Genomic DNA, 17,207 nt, shown 5'->3' with positions numbered 1-17,207 from the left:
CGATGCACTCACGATCGATCCGCAAGACCCGCGCCGCGGCACTCGTGGCCGCCGGAGCGCTGCTGCTCACGGCATGCTCGGGCGGCTCTGAGCCCGAGGAGACCTCGGCGGATGCCGGCGCCGCCGGCTCCGACGCGGTCGCCGCCGCCGAGGAGTTCCTCGTTCCGTGGAACGGCGAGGGCGAGAAGAACCTCCTCATCGACGAGCCGCTGGACGCTCCCGTGAAGGAGGGCGCGCACGTCGTGTACCTCGACGTGGGCACGCCCGTCAGCGCCGTGATGTGGAACAACCTGCAGGCTCCGGCCGAGCTCCTCGGCCTGAAGCTCGAACGCGTGGAGACCGGCCGCGACGCGCAGAGCGTCAACACGGCGATGAACACGGTCGTCGAGCTCGCCCCCGACGGCGTCATCAACATCACCCTCGACCCGATCTTCTTCGAGTCGCAGATCGAGCAGCTCGACGCCCTCGGCATCCCGATCGTGAGCGGCTCGGTCATGAACACCGTCGAGTACGGGCTGCCCGAGGCCTTCAACGGCCCGGAGTGGATGACCACGAACGGGCAGGTGCTGGGTGCCGCGGCGATCGCCCGATCGGGCGGCGCCGAAGACCTCGTCTTCTACAACGTGCCCGAGTTCCCGTTCTCGAAGTACGAACTGGAGGGGGCGCAGTCCAAGGTCGCCGAGCTCTGCCCCGAGTGCGAGCTGCGTGTCGTCGACATCCCGATCGCCGAGCTCGGCTCGACGGCGGCCGACCGCGTCATCAGCGACCTGCAGGCGAACCCGCAGACGGAGTACTTCATCGCCGCCGTCGACGAGGTGCAGATCGGTCTGCCGTCCAAGCTCGAGCTCGCCGGCATCGACGTGCCGGGCATCGGCATGTGGACGGCTCCGCCGAACAACGAGCAGGTCGCCGCGGGAGACCAGGACGCGACGCTGTCGGTCGACCTGAACCTCATGATGTGGACCGTGCTCGACCAGCTGCTGCGCGAGATGGGCGGCCAGGACTACGAGTGGCCCGACGTGGCCACCCGTGCCTCGACCCTGACCCGCGTCACCGAGCAGGCCAACGCGCCGGAAGACCCGGTGGTCGGCTACGTCGCGATCGCCGACTACCAGGACCGCTTCGCGGCCAACTGGCTCGTCGACTGATCCCCCAGCGGTGGGGAGGCGCCCGCCTCGCGCCTCCCCACCCCCTTCCGACAGGAGCACCCCGTGGCTGAGAAACGCCCCCTCCTTCGCGTCGAGGGCCTCGTCAAGGCCTTCCCCGGCCTCACGGCGCTCGACCGCGTCGACCTCGACGTCCACCCCGGCGAGATCGTCTCGGTCGTCGGCCACAACGGGTCGGGCAAGTCGACGCTCGTCAAGATCCTCGCCGGCGTCTACTCGTCCGACGCCGGCACGGTCTCGCTCGACGGCGGCGCCGAGCTGCACTTCATCCACCAGGACCTGGGGCTCATCGCAGACCTCACCGCCGCCGAGAACCTCGCGCTGCGCCGAGGGACGGGACTGTCCGCGGTCGCACCATACGGCGACCGCGACACGAATGCGCGAGCACGCGAGCTCGTCGCGCAGTTCGGCCCCGTCTTCGACGTCGACGTGCCGGTGCGCCGGCTGACTCCCGCGCAGCGCGCCGTCGTCGCGATCAGCCGGGCCCTCGACGGCTGGACGCATCGCGCGAACGTGCTCTTCCTCGATGAGCCCACCGAGTCGCTGCACCGCGGCGAGGTCGAGGTGCTGTTCGAGGCCGTGCGGCGCCTGGCCGCCGCCGGCACCGGCATCGTGTTCGTCTCGCACCGCCTCGACGAGGTGCTGAGCCTCTCCGACCGCATCGTGGTGCTCCGCGACGGCCGAAAGGTCGCCGACGCGCCCGTCGCCGAGGTGGGCGAGTCGCGGCTGATCGAGCTGATCACGGGGGCGGATGCCGCATCCCTCTCCCGCGAACAGCACCGCTCGCACCGCCGCGACGGCGACGCCGCGCTGTCGGTGCGGGGGCTCCGCGGCGGCAGCGTCGCGCACCTCGACCTCGATCTGCAGCCCGGCGAGGTCGTCGGCGTCGCCGGAGTGCTGGGCTCGGGCCGCGAGGCCGTGCCGGCGCTGCTGTACGGGGCGATCCAGGCGGATGCCGACGCGTTCGCCGTCGCGGGAGCGCCCTACCCGCGCCGCTCGCCCGCCGAGAGCCTGCGCCGCGGGCTCGCCTTCGCGCCGGGCGACCGCGCGCACCTGGGCGTCGTGCGCGAGCTGTCGGCCAGAGAGAACCTCACCCTGCCGCAGCTGAAGACCCTCACCGGGCCGCTCGGGCTCATCTCGCGTCGCCGCGAGCGCGCCGAGGTCGACGCGCTCCTCGCCGACTACGACGTGCGGCCCGGCCGGGGGGAGCAGCGCATCTCGCTGTTCAGCGGCGGCAATCAGCAGAAGATCGTGATGGCCCGGTCGCTGCGCGACCGCCCGGCCGTGCTGCTGCTCGACGAACCCACGCAGGGCGTCGACATCGGCGCCAAGGCGACGATCTACGACGCCATCGCCCGCGGTGCCGAGGGCGGCACCGCCGTGCTGGTCAGCTCGTCCGACGCGAAAGAGCTGCTGGCCGTCTGCGACCGCGTCGTCGTCATGCGCGACGGCCGCGCCGCCGCCGTGCTCGCAGGCTCCGACCTCACCGAGCACCGCCTCATCGCCGAAGGCTACGGCCTGCCCGACTCCCCCGCATCCGTCCCCGCCCCCGAGGAGCACCCGTGAGCACCGCCCGTGCCGACATCCTGCGCGCCCTGTCGTTCCGCAACATCAGCGCGATCTACATCTTCATCGTCCTGTTCGTCGTCTTCTCGATCTGGATCCCCGAGAAGTTCCTCCAGCCCGGTGTGTGGCGTTCGCTGCTCGACGCCGAGGCGCTCACCGGCATCGCCGCGATCGCGGCGCTCATCCCCCTGGTGGCGGGCTCCCTGAACCTCGCGATCGGCGCGCAGGTGGGCTTCTCGGCGATCCTGTCGGCGTGGATGCTGGGCAAGGCGGGCCTGCCGATCGCCCTGCAGCTGCCGGCCGTGCTCGTCGCCGGCGCCCTCATCGGGCTCGTCACGGCGCTCGTGATCACCCGCCTGAAGGTCGAGCCGATCATCGCGACCCTCGGCATGAGCTCGATCCTGCTCGCGGGCATGGCGTGGGTCTCTGGGAGCCAGCAGATCCTCGGGCTCGACCCCGCCTACCGCGAGATCGCGACGGCGTCGTTCCTGGGCATCACGGTGCCGGTGTGGACGCTCGCCGGCGTCGCCCTCGTCACCTGGTACGTGCTCGAGCGCACGCCCTCTGGCCGCCGCATGTACGCCGTCGGCTTCAACCCCGACGCCGCGCGCCTGGCGGGAGTGCAGGTCGAGCGCATCCGCATCGGCACCCTTGTCGCAGGTGGCGCCCTCGCCGCCCTCGCCGGAGCCCTGCTCACGAGCCGCCTCAACGCGGGCGACCCGACGGTCGGTCCCAGCTTCCTGCTGCCGGCGCTGACTGCGGTGTTCCTGGGCTCGACGCAGTTCAAGGGCGGCCGGTTCAACGTGCTCGGCACGATCGTGGCGATGTACGTGCTGGCCGTCGGCATCAAGGGCCTGCAGTTGGCGGGGTCGCCGCGGTGGGTCAACGACCTGTTCTACGGGGTGTCGCTGCTGCTGGCCGTCGCTCTGTCACAGTGGGAGAAGACCTCGCGCCGCGGAGCTGCGATCGACCGGGCGCTGCGGGGTCGCAAGGCCCGCGGCGCGGCCGTCGACCCTGCGGCGTCGGCCGCGGGGGCGTCAGCATCCGCTTCGCCATCGTCGGAGCCGTCGCGCTCCACCCCCGCACGGTGACGCCCTCTGCCGCCCGGCGACCGCGGGTCACCCTATAGTGTGACCGGCGTCCGTGCTCGGTCACAGAACCTGCGGATTCGGGAGGCCCCATCCCGCACCGCCCCTTCCGGCGGTCGCACAACCTGCGGGGTCAGCGCCGCCCCAACCGCATCTTCCGCGACCGGCCACACCCTCAGGTCGCACAACCTGCGGGTTCGAGCGGGCAAAGGCGCAGCTTCTGCGACTCGCGCCATCCTCCTGTCACACAACCTGCGGCGTTCCGACCCCCAGACCGCAGGTTCTGCGACCGCAGGCGCCTGAGGCCGAAGGTGCCGCCGGGTCAGCCGGCGGAGGCGGATGCTGGCGCCTCCGGCGCGGCGGCCGGCATACCCCGCAGCCCGAGCACGATCGAGGCCACGCCGACCGAACCGGGGAAGACGAGCGCGAGCAGCACACCCAGCCAGGGGATGCCGCCCGAGGCGGGCAGCACCATCACGAGCACCGTGCCCAGCAGCAGCCAGAGCACGATCCACGCGCCCCACGCGATCAGCGGCATCCACCGCCACCGCCCAGGCACGGCGCGGGCCGTGGCGACCGCGATCACCGCGAGCAGCGTGAGAACCGCGATCACGAGCTGGATCATCGCCTGCGTCACCGCCGCGCCGACACCGGCGCCGTACCCGCCGGGCGACATCCACCACAGCGTGTAGCCCACCTGGCACACCGCCAGCAGCACGAGCGCCACGACGCCGAACGGCCGGCGCCCCACCGCGCTCTCGCCGCGGCGCAGCCCGAACGCGTAGAGCCCGCAGGCCACCGCCAGCACCACCGCCGCGGCGAGATCGATCCACAGCGCAGCGCGGATGTCGGGCTCCTCGTACGACGCGGCCAGCACCGCCGATACGATGCCCAGCGCGGCGACGAGCAGCAGCAGGCCTCCCGCGACGATCCAGGTGGTCACGCGTCGGGTGGAGGTCGCAGCATCCGTCATGCCCGAAGGCTACCGAGCACGCCGCGGAACTCGCCGCTCACGCCCCCGCGAGTTGGCAGCGCCCGTCGCTCGCCCCGCCCCACAAGCGGCAACAGCTGCCAAGTCGCGGGAAAGGCGGGGCTACAGCCCCTGCCAGGCCGGCTTGTTCGCGAGGGCGTAGCGGTAGTAGTCGGCGTGGGCCAGGCGCGCGGCGCCCGGTTCGTCGACGACGACCGTCACGTGCGGATGCAGCTGGATCGCCGACCCCGGGAGCGACGCGCTCACGGGGCCCTCGACGGCTCCCGCCAGCGCCTCGGCCTTGCCCTCGCCGAACGCGAGCAGCACGAGATGGCGGGCGCGCATGATGGTGCCCAGGCCCTGCGTGATGCAGTGCAGCGGCACGTCGTCGATCGAGTCGAAGAAGCGCGCGTTGTCTTCGCGGGTCTGCTGCGTGAGGGTCTTCACGCGGGTGAGCGAGGCGAACGACGAGCCGGGCTCGTTGAAGCCGATGTGGCCGTCGGTGCCGATGCCGAGGATCTGCAGATCGATGCCGCCGGCCGCCGTGATGGCCGCCTCGTAGTCGTCGCCGGCGTGCGCGATGCCCTCGAGCGCCCCGTTCGGAGTGCGGATGAGTGCCGGGTCGAGCCCGAGCGGCTCGACGACCTCGCGCGTGATGACCGAGCGGTAGCTCTCGGGGTGGGCGGGGTCGATGCCGACGTACTCGTCGAGGGCGAAGCCGCGCACGCGCGACACGTCGACGCCGCCGATGCGCTCGCGCAGCGCCGCGTACACCGGCACCGGCGTCGAGCCGGTCGCGAGCCCCAGCACCGCGTCGGGCGTCGCGGTGATCAGCCGCACGATCTCGTCGGCGACGAGCGCGCCTCCTGCCGCCTCGTCGGGGACGATGATGATCTCAGCCATGGGTCAGTGCCTCCTCGGGCTCGATGGCGGCGCCGACCAGCGCGGCGCCGATGGCGGCTGCGGCAGAGCCTGCGGGCAGCAGCTCGACCCGCTCCCCCAGCCGCAGCGAACGCAGGAATCCCGATGCCTCGGCGCTTGCGGCGAGCTCCGCGCGCACGTCGTCGACGAGCCGGTCGCCGAGGGCGGTGAGCCCGCCGCCGAACACGACCGCATCGACGTCGGCGGTCAGCACGAGCACGCGCACGGCCGAGGCGACGCCGTAGGCCAGCCCCTCCCGCAGCGCCCGTGCCTCGGGGTCGCCGGCCTCGGCCGCGTCGAACACGTCGCGCACCGGCAGCGCCGACGCGCGGCTCCAGCGGGCGGCGATGGCGCCGCCGCCGGCGAACGCCTCGATGCAGCCGCGCTGACCGCACCGGCACAGCGGCCCGTGCGGGTCGACCGAGATGTGGCCGACCTCGCCGGCGGTTCCGCGGGCGCCCCGATACAGGCGCCCGTCGGTCACGATCCCCGCTGCGATCCCGGTGCCGAGGTTGAGGTACGCCATCGATCCGCGCGCGCCGTGCAGCGAGTACGCCCCGAGCGCGGCCGCCTTGACGTCGTTCTCGACGCCGACCGGCAGCCCCAGCATCCCGCCGACGGCCTCGGCGAGATCGAGCTTCTCGACCCCGAGGTTCACGGCGTGCACGACTCTGCCCGAGCCCAGCTCCACCTGCCCAGGAATGCCGATGCCGACCGAGCGGATGCGGGGCGCTCCGGCCTCCGCCGACAGCTCGTCGACGGCGCCGACGATGGTCTGCACGACGGCCTCGGGGCCGAACCCGGTGGCGCGCCGCACGCGGGCGACGACCTCTCCCCCGCGATCGACGAGCACGGCGTCGGTCTTGGTGCCGCCGACGTCAAGTCCGACTCTCATCAGCCCTTGACCGCCCCGGAGACGAGTCCGCTGGTCATGCGGTGCTGAACGATCAGGAAGAAGACGATCACGGGAATGGCCATCAGAGTGGATGCCGCCATCACCGTCGACCAGTCGGTCGCCTTCGTGGCCTGAACGAAGGAGCGCAGCCAGATGGGCAGCGTCTGCGCCTCGGGCCTGGTCATGATCACGAGGGCGAAGACGAACTCGTTCCACGCCTGGATGAAGGCGAACACGCCGGTGGCGATGAGGCCGGGCGCGAGCAGCGGGAACGTGATGCGCCAGAACGCGCCGGTGCGGCTGCATCCGTCGATCATGGCCGCCTCTTCGAGCTCTGCCGGCACCCCCGAGACGAACCCGCGGAGGGTCCAGATGGTGAACGGCAGCACGAGGGCGATGTAGACGAAGCTCAGACCGATGATCGTGTTGAGCAGGTGCCAGCCGTCGAGCACGCGGAACATCGAGATGATGAGCGCCTCGGCGGGGATCATCTGGATGGCGAGGATCGCCACGATGAATGTCGTGCGGCTGCGGAACTTGTAGCGCGAGACGGCGATGGAGGCGAAGAACGCGAACATCAGCGCGACGGCGACGGTGATGAGGGTCACGCTCAGCGAGACTCCGAGCGCCGGGAGGAACCCGCCGTTCTGGAACGCCTTGACGTAGTTGCCCACCGTGAACTCGTCCGGCCACAGGTGCGGCGTCTCGGCGGTGATCGCCGAGTTCGGCAGGAACGACGTGTTCAGCATCCAGTAGACGGGGAACACCGAGCACACGAACACGACGAGAGCGGCGATGTTCAGCAGCACCTTGCCGACGCGCTTGCGGGTGCGGCCCGCGCGGCGGGGGCGGGCGGGGGCGGCTGCCGTGGGGCGTGCCGCAGTGAGGGTGCTCATGAGCGGTCCTCCTTGAGCATCGACCGGATGTAGTAGGCCGAGATGAGCAGCATGATGATCACGAGGATCACCGAGATGGCGCCGCCGGCACCGAGGTCGCCGGTGGCCATCGACACGGAGTAGATGTAGACGCCGATCGTGTTGGTGTCGGCCCGGACGCCGCCGATCGTCTGCAGCGCGTAGATCTGGGCGAACACGCGCAGGTCCCAGATGATCTGCAGGATCAGCAGCACCATCAGCACCGAGCGGATGTAGGGCAGCGTGATGAAGCGGAAGCGCTGGAAGGCGCCGGCGCCGTCGATGGATGCCGCCTCGAGCACCTCGTCGGGAACCTGGGTGAGACCGGCGTAGGCCGTGAAGGCCACGAACGGGATGGCGCCCCATGTGATGATGATGGCGGCGACGGTGAAGAAGCTCAGCGGCTCGCTCAGCCAGCTGTGACCTGTCCAGTCGGTGCCGGTCAGCTGAGTGAGCACCCAGTTGACCAGGCCGTACTGCGTGTCGAAGATCCAGCCCCAGACGATGGTCGCGGTCAGAGCCGGCATGGCCCACGCCAGCAGCAGCCCGACCGACACGACGGTGCGCATGACCCCGCCGAGCTTGGTCATCATGAGGGCGATCAGCATGCCGAGCAGCATCGTGGCGCTCACGCACGCGATGCACAGGCCGACGCTGCGGCCGAGCACGGTCCAGAACTCGGCGTCGGTGAGCACGGCGATGTAGTTGTCGAAGCCGACGAACTCGGCGGGGGCTCCGAAGATCTGCGGACGACCGTATTCCTGGAAGGACATCACGATCATCTGGATCAGCGGCCAGCCGATGAAGACGGCCAGCATGATCAGGGAGGGTGCGAGAAGTGCGAGGGGGGTGCCGACTCGCCAGCGGCCGGCGGAGCGGCGGGGGGCGGTCTCAGGGTCGCTCGCCACCGGAGCGGTGAGCGTCGCGTTGGCCATCTCGTGCTCCTTTCGTGGGTGGGATTGCTCGTGGGGTGGACATGGATCGGGGCGCCCCACGATCCCATGGGGCGCCCCGAGGTGTCATCAGCCGTTGAGGATGGACTCGATCTGCGAGTCGGCCTCGGCTGCGAGGGCCGCGACGTCACCGCCGTTGGCGATGTTGACGAAGAGGTCCTGCATGATGCCCTTGGCCTCGACATCGGCCCACTTGGGCGATGCGGGGGTCAGCTTGGCGTTGGCGGCGGCATCCGCGATCACGGTCGCCAGCTCCGGGGTCGCCGCGGCGACCTGGCTGCCCAGCGACTTCAGGGCGGGCACGAGGCCGGCGCCGGCGAGGATCGACTGGTAGTCCTCGCTCAGCATGATCTCCAGCGCGCTCTTGGCGAGCTCGGGGTGAGCCGACTTCGCCGCGATGCCGACGTTCGAGCCGCCGGCGAACACCTGCGCGGCGCCGCCGTCCTTGCCGGGGAGGGCGTAGTAGCCCGTGGAGTCGACGACGGCGGTGTCCTTGCCGTCCTCATCGGCCACGATCGACCAGTAGGCCCAGCTGGGAGCCGACAGGGTCGCCGCCTTCTCGGTGCGGAAGGGCACCCACGACTCGGTCTCGTCGCCGTCCTTGGGGGCCAGCGAGGCGTTGACCATGAGGTCCTGCACCTGGGTCAGGCCCGCGATCGAGGCGTCGCTCGACAGCTGCGCGTCCCACGTGCCGTCGTCGCCGACGACCGCGACCTCGCCGCCGTTCTCCCACACGAAGGGAAGGGCGTTGTACCAGTCCTTGCCGGGGAAGTAGACGCCCGAGACGCCGTCGAGCTCGGTGGCGAGGGTCTTGCCCGCCGCGACGTAGTCGTCGAGCGTCGTGGGAACCTCGATGCCGGCCTCGTCGTACATGTCGGTGTTGTAGAACACGACACGCGCACCCGAGTAGTAGGGGGCCGCGTACAGCGAGCCGTCCCAGGATCCTGCCTCGACGAAGCCGTCGAGCAGGTCATCACCGCCGAGGTCGGCCTTGATGTCGTCCAGGCTCAGGAGAGCACCCGACGAGGTGAAGGCCGCGGCCTGCGTGTTGCCCATCTCGACGATGTCGGGGGTGTCGTTGGACGACAGGCTCGTCGTGAGCTTGTCGACCAGGCCCGTCCACTGCTGCTCTTCGATGACCAGCGTCGAACCGGGGTTCTGCTCAGCGAACGTGTCGACCAGGTACTCGCGCGCCTCCTTCGGCGTGTCGGTGCCGACCAGCCAGACGCGGATCTCGCCGGCCTCGGGCGTGGCCGACTCCTCGGGCGTGCCGCTGCTCGAGCAGCCGGCGAGCACGATGGCGGACGCGCCGAGAAGCGCGAGTGCTCCGAGCTTCTTGTTCATGTGTGTTCCTTCGTCTCTCAGTGGTGTTGGGAGGGACCGGGTGGCCCGCCCAGGGGATGAGGGTCGTCCTGCTGCTACGACACCCCGAGTTGTCCGGACAGGACCATGACGGCCGCTCCGCGCAGGACGATGTCCTGGCCTTGCGTCGTCATCCGAACCCGCACGCCGTCGTGGAACTCGGCGAGCGTGCGCGCTCGGAGCGTCTCGGCGGTGGCCCCCGCGAGGGGTCCGCCGAGAAGTTCTTCTGGGCCGGAGAGCACGATCTCCGACACGTCGAGGGCGCCGACCACGGGCGCCAGGGCGATGCCGAGGCGTTCGCCCGCGTCGCGCAGCACTCCCTCGCGTTCGTCGGCGGATGCTGCCGCCAGCCGGCTCGACAGTGCCGGCACCGCCAGCCACGCCTCGAGGCAGCCGATCTTGCCGCAGACGCACCGGGGACCGCCGTCGGTGCCGACCGTGACGTGGCCGATCTCACCGGCGGCATAGTGCGCGCCGCGCATCGGCTGGCCGCCCGAGAGCAGGCCCGAGCCGACGCCTCGGCCGACCTTGACCAGCAGCACGTCGTCGCCGGCACCGCCGAAGGTGTATTCGGCGAGCACCGCCGCGTTGGCGTCGTTGGCCACCAGTACCGGCAGGCCGAGGGCCGACGAGAGCGCGCCCTCGAGGTCGAAGCCCACCCAGCCGAGGTTGGGGGCGGTGAGGATGACGCCGCGGTCGCCGACGACACCGGGGGTGCCGACGCCGATCCCGAGCACGGGGGCGTGCGCGTCGTCGACGAGCTCACGGGCCAGCGCGATGACGGTGTCGATCACCGACGGCGCGTCGGCGGGCACCGGCACCGATCGACGCGCGACGATGTCGCCGTCGAGGGTGAGGATGGCGCCGTCGAAGGTGTCGGATCCCGACAGGTCGAGGCCGACGATGCGGTGGCCGTCGCGGTCGAGGTCGACCAGGATCGCCGGCTTTCCCGGGCCCGAGACCTCGCGCATGCCGAACTCGGCGACGAACCCGTCGACGATGAGCTCGGCGACGAGGTCGGAGATCGTGACGCGCGTCAGCCCCGTTTCACGGGAGAGATCGGCCCTGCTCATGGCGCCGCCGTGGAAGAGCGTCTGCAGCACGAGCGAGCGGTTGTGCCCGCGTGCGTGCTCGGGGAGCACCTTGCGCCCCTGGCGCAGAGTGCGCCCGAACGACCGGTCGTGTTGCGCCTCCGTCGGAACCATGTTTGTTAGTACACCTTACGAACATACTTTCCGCAACCCCTGAAATCCGTCTGTTCGACGCGGTTACCCGATCGTTATCGGGGCTCGCTTACCATGGGGTGACCACATCAGCGAAACCGGGGGGTGCAGGCGTGACCGATCTGGCCACCAAGCCCGAGTCGGGCGAGACGCCCGGCGGCGACGGCTCCGAGCCCACCTACGCGTGGGCCCCCGCAGAGCCCGAACCCAAGAAGCGCCACCTGGGCTGGTGGATCGGTGTTCCCGCTGCCGTCGCCGTCGTCGGCCTGGTCGCGAGTTCGCTCGTGCTGGTGGCCCCGGGCACCGCGGTCGCCGGTGTGGGTATCGGCGGACTCACCTCCGGGGCAGCCGCCGATGCCATCCAGAGCCGGCTGGCCGACACCACCATCGTGCTCACCGGCGCCGGCGGAGACGCCGAAGTGACCGGAGCCGACCTCGGCGCGAGCGTCGACGCGAAGGCCCTCGCCGACGCGGCCTTCGCCGAGCACCCGATGTGGAACGTCACCGCGTGGAACGCGACGACCGACGCCGACGTGCATGTCGACGCGGAGGCGGCGGCATCCGTGCTGCGCGCCGCGGCCCCCGAGCTCTATACCGACCCGGTCGATGCGACGATCGCCTTCGATGCCGACGCCGGCGAGTACGCCGTGACCCCCGCCGTCGACGGCGAGGGCATCGACGTGAGCGCCCTGCAGCAGGCGCTGCAGGCGGCGTTCGACGCCGGCCGGACGCGGGTGGAGGTCGACCCGACGCAGGCGCCGGTGACGCCGGCGACGACGACCGAGACTGCACAGGCGACGGTCGACCAGCTGAACACGGCGATCTCGAAGGCCGGCTTCTATGTCGGCAAGGAGCGCACCGTCAAGGTCAAGGCCGCCACGGCCGCCTCATGGATCACCGTGACGCCTGCCACCGGCGGCGGCTTCGACATCGCCGTCGACCAGAGTGCGATCCAGAAGGTCGTCGACGGGCTCCCGAAGAAGGTCGATCGCAAGGCCGTCAACGCCGTCACGATCACCGACACCGACGGCAAGGTGCTGCGCACCGACGTCGAGGGCGTCGAGGGCCGCGAGCTGCTGTCGACCGACCACGTGGCCGAGCGCTTCGCCGCGCAGCTGGCCGAGGGCAACGGCGTCTACCGCCTCGAGGTGGCCCAGACGCCCTTCGACACGACCGCCTACGCGCGGCGCCTCGAAGTCGACCTGAGCACGCAGACGGCCTACCTCTTCCAGAACGGCAAGGTGTTCCGCTCCTACGCGATCTCGTCGGGCAAGTCGGGCACCCCGACCGACCAGGGGCACTTCCGCATCTACGCGAAGGTGCGCATCCAGGACATGGGCGGCCCGTCGTTCGGCTACCTCACCGAGAACGTGCCGTGGATCTCGTACTACAACGGCGACGAGGCCTTCCACGGCGCCTACTGGCACAACAACTTCGGCCACCCGATGAGCCACGGCTGCGTCAACATGCCCGTCGATGTGGCGAAGTTCGTGTACGACTGGGCGCCGGTGGGCACCGAGGTGTGGGTGCACGCCTGATCCCGGTCGCGGCCATCGCGCCGCTACGCTGAGACGCGTGCCGCGCTTCGACCTCTCCCCCGCCGAACTCGAGACCTACGCCCCCGACGTCCGCGAGCCCGCGGACTTCGACGACTTCTGGTCGACCACGCTGACCGAGGCCCGCGCGCACGGCGACGACGTGACGGTGGTGGCCGAAGCATCCCCGTTCCGCACCCTCGAGGTCTTCGACGTCACCTTCCCCGGTTTCGCGGGCGATCCCATCAAGGCGTGGCTCACGCTGCCGGTCGGCATCGACGGCCCGCTGCCGGCGGTCGTCGAGTACAACGGCTACGGCGGCGGCCGCGGGCTGCCCGTGGAGCGGCTCGGCTGGGCATCGGCCGGCTACGCGCACCTGTTCATGGACACCCGCGGGCAGGGGTCGATGTGGGGCAGCGGCGGCGACACCCCCGACCCCCACGGCACGGGTCCGTCGTCGACCGGGTTCATGACCCGCGGCATCGAGAGCCCCGCCGACTACTACTACCGGCGCGTGTTCACCGACGCCGTGCGCGCCGTCGATGCCGTGCGGCAGCTGCCGGGCATCGACACGGAGCACATCGCCGTCGTCGGCGGCAGCCAGGGCGGCGGCATCGCGCTGGCCGCCGGCGCGCTGGCCGACGGTGTGACGGCGGTGCTCACCGACGTGCCGTTCCTGTGCCACTTCGAGCGGGCGGTCGGCATGACCGGCGGCGACCCCTACCAGGAGGTCGTGCGCTACCTCTCGGTGCACCGCGGCGCAGAAGACCGCGTGTTCGAGACGCTGTCGTACTTCGACGGCGTCAACATGGCGCGCAGGGCCACCGCCCCCGCGCTGTTCTCGGTGGGCCTGCTCGACCCGATCTGCCCTCCCTCCACCGTGTACGCGGCGTTCAACCACTACGCCGGTGCGACCAAGCAGATCGCCGTCTACCCGCACAACGAGCACGAGGGCGGGCAGTCGCACCAGTGGCTGCGACAGACCGAGTTCGTGACAAGTGTTCACCGACCCGCCGTGCGGGGTGCCTGAAAACCCGGTTACCCTGAGCACATGGGCCAGTTGCGTCTCGAAGAACTCTCGGCGACCACGATCGTCGCGGTGAACACCCTGTCGCTCAAGCCGGGGCAGGAGCGCTTCCTCGCGCTGGAGAGCTACGCGATCGCGGCGACCGTGATCAACCCCGCGACCTCGTGGCAGCGTGTCGTGCTCGACGGCGACGAGGTCGTCGGCTTCGTGAGCGCCGGCTTCGACCCCGACGCTCCGCAGGAGCACTTCCGCTCGGTGCTGTGGCGCATCAACGTCGACGCCGACGACCAGGGGCGGGGTGTCGGCCGCTTCGCCGTCGAGAAGCTCATCGACGAGGCCCGCGAGCGCGGCTTCGACCACGTCGACGTCATCTACGAGGCCGGCGACGACGGCCCCGAGAAGTTCTTCTCCCGCGTGGGCTTCACCCCGGTCGACGAGACCGAGTTCGGCGAGGTCGTCGCCGAGATCCGCCTCTGACCGAGGCGCGCACACGACGAGGGGCGGATGCCGCAGCATCCGCCCCTCGAAAGTGCGACCTCAGATGGCGTCGATGATGCCGTTCAGCGTCGCCGACGGGCGCATGACGCCCTCGACCAGCGCCGTGTCGGGGCGGTAGTAGCCGCCGATCTCGGCGTGCGAGCCCTGCACGGCCAGCAGCTCCTCGACGATCTGCTGCTCGGCCGCCGCGAGCTTCTCGGCGACCGGCGCGAAGGCGGCGGCCAGCTCGGCATCCGCGGTCTGCTGCGCCAGCTCCTGCGCCCAGTACAGGGCGAGGTAGAAGTGCGAGCCGCGGTTGTCGATCGTGCCGAGGGCGCGGCCGGGCGACTTGTCGTTCTCGAGGAACGTGCCGGTGGCGGCGTCGAGCGTGTCGGCGAGCACCTTGGCCTTCGGGTTGCCGGCGAACTCCGAGAGGTGCTCGAGCGACGCGGCGAGGGCGAAGAACTCGCCCAGCGAGTCCCAGCGCAGGTAGTTCTCTTCGACCAGCTGCTGCACGTGCTTGGGCGCCGAGCCGCCCGCACCGGTCTCGAACAGACCACCGCCCGCGAGCAGCGGCACGATCGAGAGCATCTTGGCGCTCGTTCCCACCTCGAGGATGGGGAAGAGGTCCGTGAGGTAGTCGCGCAGCACGTTGCCGGTGACCGAGATGGTGTCCAGGCCATGGCGCATGCGCGCCAGCGTGTAGCGGGTGGCCTCCGCCGGCGACAGGATGCTGAGCTCGACCCCGTGGGTGTCCATGGTCGCGAGCGCCTGGTAGACCTTCGCGATGATCTGCGCGTCGTGCGCGCGGTTGACGTCGAGCCAGAACACGGCGGGGGCGCCGGTGGCGCGGGCGCGGCTGACGGCGAGGCGCACCCAGTCGACGACCGGCAGGTACTTGGTCTGCGTCGCGCGCCAGATGTCGCCGGCGCCGACCTCGTGCTCGATGACGACCTCTCCGCTGCCGTCGACGATCCGCACCGTGCCGGCCGAGGCGATCTCGAAGGTCTTGTCATGGCTGCCGTACTCCTCGGCGGCCTGTGCCATGAGACCCACGTTCGGCACGGTGCCGATCGTGGTCGGGTCGAGCGGGCCGTTGGCCTTCACGTCGTCGATCACCGCCTGGTAGACCCCGGCGTACGACGAGTCGGGGATGACGGCGAGCGTGTCGGCCTCGGAGCCGTCGACGCCCCACAGCTTGCCGCCGTTGCGCACGAGGGCGGGCATGGAGGCGTCGACGATGACGTCGGAGGGCACGTGAAGGTTGGTGATGCCCTTGTCGCTGTTGACGTACGACAGACGCGCGCCCGCGGCGAGGGCCTCGGTGAACGCGGCGGTGATCTCCTCGCCGCCGTCGACGCCGGCGAGGCCGGAGAGGATCGAGCCGAGACCGTTGTTGGGCGTGAGGCCGGCGGCGGCGATCTTGTCGCCGTAGCGGGCGAAGACGTCGGCGAAGTAGGCCTTCACGACGTGGCCGAAGATGATCGGGTCGCTGACCTTCATCATGGTGGCCTTCAGGTGCACCGAGTAGAGCAGGTCGCCCTCTTCGGCCTCCTTCAGCGTCTCGGCGAGGAACGCGTCGAGGGCGGATGCCGACAGGAACGTCGCATCGACGATCTCGCGCGGCAGTACCTTGAGGCCGTCCTTGAGCACCGTGACGGTGCCGTCGGCGGCGACGTGCTGGATCGTCAGCACGTCGTCGTGGGCGGCCACCCACGACTTCTCGTTGCTCTTGAAGTCGTCGTGGCCCATCGTCGCGACGTGGGTCTTCGAGCCGCCTTCGAACGCCTTGTTGCGGTGCGGGTGTTTGCGCGCGTAGTTCTTGACCGACAGCGGCGCGCGGCGGTCGCTGTTGCCCTCGCGCAGCACCGGGTTCACGGCGGAGCCCTTGATGCGGTCGTAGCGAGCCCGCACGTCCTTCTCCTCGATCGAGGAGGCCTCGTCGGGGTAGTCGGGGATGTCGTAGCCCTGCGACTGGAGCTCGGCGATCGCGGCCTTCAGCTGCGGGATGGATGCCGAGATGTTCGGCAGCTTGATGATGTTGGCCTCGGGGAGCGTGGCCAGGCCGCCGAGCTCGGCGAGCGCGTCGCCCACCTGCTGCTCGGGCGTGAGCCGCTGCGGGAACGCCGCGAGGATGCGGCCGGCCAGCGAGATGTCGCGGGTCTCGATGTCGACACCCGCGGTGCGGGTGACCGCCTGGATGATGGGCAGGAACGAGGCGGTGGCCAGTGCCGGGGCTTCGTCGGTGTGCGTATAGATGATGGTGGGCTCGGTCACTCGTCCGTCTCTCTGTTCGCGAGCGGTAATGTCTCGATATCAAGATACCCCGGGGAGCGGCCGCGCCCCGAGACGGGTGCGCGCAGAAGGGGCCACGTGACGTTCTTCGAGTCCGCCGACGACCGCCGAGAGCCGGCCGCGCAGTCGCGGGCCTCGGGGAGGCGCACCGCCCGCGTGCTGTCGGTGGTCAGCATCCTTCTCGCCGTCGTGTTTCTCGGCACCATGCTCGTGGGGGCCCTTCCCGGCGCCGCCCGACTGTGGGTCGCCGACAATGTGCCGGGGAGCCGCTCGCTCGTGCGCATCCCCGAGCCGCAGCCCGAGGCGGTCGCGATCGCCGACGAACTGGCGCTGACCGACGACGGCAGAGCGCTGTTCTACGAGTCCGAGCCCTACATCGCCGATGCCGCCGAGATCGCCCAGGTGTGCTCGGACGGGCAGGAGCTGCCGGGCGACCTCTATCACGCCGGGTGCTACCTGAGCGTGGACCGCATCTACATCCTCCGCGAGGGCGATGCCGCCCTGATGCTCGTGACGGCGGCGCACGAGCTGCTGCACGCCGCCTACGCACGCCTGGGTGACGACGAGCGCGCGCGGGTGGACGCGCTGGTCTCCCTCGAGGTGCAGCGCATCGCCGAAGACGACCCGGTGCACGTGCAGATCGCCGCCTCCGCCGGCGGCGACGAGGCGGCCGAGGCGAACGAGGCGTTCGCCTACCTCGGCTCCCAGGTCGTGCTCGACGGCGGCTTCGCGCCACAGCTCGAAGAGGTCTACGCGCGCTGGTTCACCGACCGCGCCGCGGTCGCCGCATCCGCCCGCTGAGATCAGGTGATTCG

At 70.7% G+C, this 17,207-nt stretch carries 15 protein-coding genes; 7 read left to right on the top strand and 8 right to left on the bottom strand.

The window, feature by feature from the left end:
- Positions 1–2 precede the first annotated feature (2 nt).
- The 3 genes from OAW74_RS01860 to OAW74_RS01850 all read left to right on the top strand — a co-directional run bounded on the left by OAW74_RS01860 (position 3) and on the right by OAW74_RS01850 (position 3,823).
- Complete coding sequence (locus OAW74_RS01860; protein ID WP_262872631.1) at positions 3–1,148, top strand: sugar ABC transporter substrate-binding protein; 1,146 nt, start codon at positions 3–5, stop codon at positions 1,146–1,148.
- 63 nt (positions 1,149–1,211) lie between these two features.
- Positions 1,212–2,732: a sugar ABC transporter ATP-binding protein gene (locus tag OAW74_RS01855; RefSeq protein ID WP_262872630.1), complete on the top strand. Its 1,521-nt coding sequence runs from the start codon at positions 1,212–1,214 to the stop codon at positions 2,730–2,732.
- On the top strand, positions 2,729–3,823 hold the full coding sequence (locus OAW74_RS01850; RefSeq protein ID WP_262872629.1) for an ABC transporter permease: 1,095 nt from the start codon (positions 2,729–2,731) through the stop codon (positions 3,821–3,823). Before OAW74_RS01855 ends, OAW74_RS01850 begins: the two co-directional genes overlap by 4 nt.
- Positions 3,824–4,142: 319 nt before the next feature.
- Here the strand turns inward: OAW74_RS01850 and OAW74_RS01845 are convergent, their stop codons facing one another.
- From OAW74_RS01845 to OAW74_RS01815, 7 genes are all read right to left on the bottom strand, one after another.
- Positions 4,143–4,793 carry a hypothetical protein gene (locus tag OAW74_RS01845; protein ID WP_262872628.1) on the bottom strand — a complete coding sequence of 217 codons (651 nt, stop codon included), beginning with the start codon at positions 4,791–4,793 and terminating at the stop codon, positions 4,143–4,145.
- 120 nt (positions 4,794–4,913) lie between these two features.
- Positions 4,914–5,693, bottom strand: a complete 780-nt coding sequence (locus OAW74_RS01840) for a glucosamine-6-phosphate deaminase (protein WP_262872627.1) — start codon at positions 5,691–5,693, stop codon at positions 4,914–4,916.
- A complete protein-coding gene (locus tag OAW74_RS01835; RefSeq protein ID WP_262872626.1) occupies positions 5,686–6,606 on the bottom strand; it encodes an ROK family protein in 921 nt (306 codons plus the stop codon). Before OAW74_RS01835 ends, OAW74_RS01840 begins: the two co-directional genes overlap by 8 nt.
- Entirely contained in the window at positions 6,606–7,502 is an 897-nt protein-coding gene (locus OAW74_RS01830; protein ID WP_262872625.1) for a carbohydrate ABC transporter permease, read from the bottom strand. Before OAW74_RS01830 ends, OAW74_RS01835 begins: the two co-directional genes overlap by 1 nt.
- Positions 7,499–8,455: a carbohydrate ABC transporter permease gene (locus OAW74_RS01825; protein WP_262872624.1), complete on the bottom strand. Its 957-nt coding sequence runs from the start codon at positions 8,453–8,455 to the stop codon at positions 7,499–7,501. The genes OAW74_RS01830 and OAW74_RS01825 overlap by 4 nt, the downstream gene beginning before the upstream one ends.
- An 87-nt stretch (positions 8,456–8,542) precedes the next feature.
- Positions 8,543–9,817: an extracellular solute-binding protein gene (locus OAW74_RS01820; RefSeq protein WP_262872623.1), complete on the bottom strand. Its 1,275-nt coding sequence runs from the start codon at positions 9,815–9,817 to the stop codon at positions 8,543–8,545.
- A gap of 74 nt (positions 9,818–9,891) precedes the next feature.
- Positions 9,892–11,040, bottom strand: a complete 1,149-nt coding sequence (locus OAW74_RS01815) for an ROK family transcriptional regulator (protein ID WP_262872622.1) — start codon at positions 11,038–11,040, stop codon at positions 9,892–9,894.
- A 131-nt stretch (positions 11,041–11,171) separates the two neighbouring features.
- On the opposite strand from OAW74_RS01815, the gene OAW74_RS01810 reads away from it, so the two are divergent.
- Genes OAW74_RS01810 through OAW74_RS01800 form a run of 3 tightly spaced genes read left to right on the top strand, consistent with a single transcriptional unit; the run spans position 11,172 to position 14,097 of the window.
- Entirely contained in the window at positions 11,172–12,596 is a 1,425-nt protein-coding gene (locus OAW74_RS01810; RefSeq protein WP_262872621.1) for a L,D-transpeptidase family protein, read from the top strand.
- A gap of 37 nt (positions 12,597–12,633) precedes the next feature.
- Positions 12,634–13,623 (top strand): acetylxylan esterase, encoded by a 990-nt coding sequence (locus tag OAW74_RS01805; protein ID WP_262872620.1) that lies wholly within the window; start codon positions 12,634–12,636, stop codon positions 13,621–13,623.
- Positions 13,624–13,644: 21 nt separating this feature from the next.
- The gene (locus tag OAW74_RS01800) at positions 13,645–14,097 is read left to right on the top strand and encodes a GNAT family N-acetyltransferase (protein ID WP_262872619.1); all 453 of its coding nucleotides are present in this window, start codon (positions 13,645–13,647) and stop codon (positions 14,095–14,097) included.
- A gap of 60 nt (positions 14,098–14,157) precedes the next feature.
- Here the strand turns inward: OAW74_RS01800 and OAW74_RS01795 are convergent, their stop codons facing one another.
- Positions 14,158–16,374 (bottom strand): NADP-dependent isocitrate dehydrogenase, encoded by a 2,217-nt coding sequence (locus OAW74_RS01795; protein ID WP_262872618.1) that lies wholly within the window; start codon positions 16,372–16,374, stop codon positions 14,158–14,160.
- Positions 16,375–16,470: 96 nt separating this feature from the next.
- Between OAW74_RS01795 and OAW74_RS01790 the strand changes: the two genes are divergently transcribed.
- On the top strand, positions 16,471–17,193 hold the full coding sequence (locus OAW74_RS01790; RefSeq protein ID WP_262872617.1) for a hypothetical protein: 723 nt from the start codon (positions 16,471–16,473) through the stop codon (positions 17,191–17,193).
- The last annotated feature ends 14 nt before the right edge of the window (positions 17,194–17,207 follow it).

Source organism: Microbacterium fluvii (genome assembly GCF_025515205.1).
Taxonomy (GTDB): domain Bacteria; phylum Actinomycetota; class Actinomycetes; order Actinomycetales; family Microbacteriaceae; genus Microbacterium; species Microbacterium fluvii.
This window is presented reverse-complemented; position numbering and strand designations above follow the sequence as displayed.

Coding starts and splice junctions, on each gene's coding strand:
- OAW74_RS01860 (WP_262872631.1), top strand. CDS start 3: ATGCACTCACGATCGATCCGCAAGACCCGCGCCGCGGCACTCGTGGCC.
- OAW74_RS01845 (WP_262872628.1), bottom strand. CDS start 4,793: ATGACGGATGCTGCGACCTCCACCCGACGCGTGACCACCTGGATCGTC.
- OAW74_RS01840 (WP_262872627.1), bottom strand. CDS start 5,693: ATGGCTGAGATCATCATCGTCCCCGACGAGGCGGCAGGAGGCGCGCTC.
- OAW74_RS01835 (WP_262872626.1), bottom strand. CDS start 6,606: ATGAGAGTCGGACTTGACGTCGGCGGCACCAAGACCGACGCCGTGCTC.
- OAW74_RS01830 (WP_262872625.1), bottom strand. CDS start 7,502: ATGAGCACCCTCACTGCGGCACGCCCCACGGCAGCCGCCCCCGCCCGC.
- OAW74_RS01825 (WP_262872624.1), bottom strand. CDS start 8,455: ATGGCCAACGCGACGCTCACCGCTCCGGTGGCGAGCGACCCTGAGACC.
- OAW74_RS01820 (WP_262872623.1), bottom strand. CDS start 9,817: ATGAACAAGAAGCTCGGAGCACTCGCGCTTCTCGGCGCGTCCGCCATC.
- OAW74_RS01815 (WP_262872622.1), bottom strand. CDS start 11,040: ATGGTTCCGACGGAGGCGCAACACGACCGGTCGTTCGGGCGCACTCTG.
- OAW74_RS01800 (WP_262872619.1), top strand. CDS start 13,645: ATGGGCCAGTTGCGTCTCGAAGAACTCTCGGCGACCACGATCGTCGCG.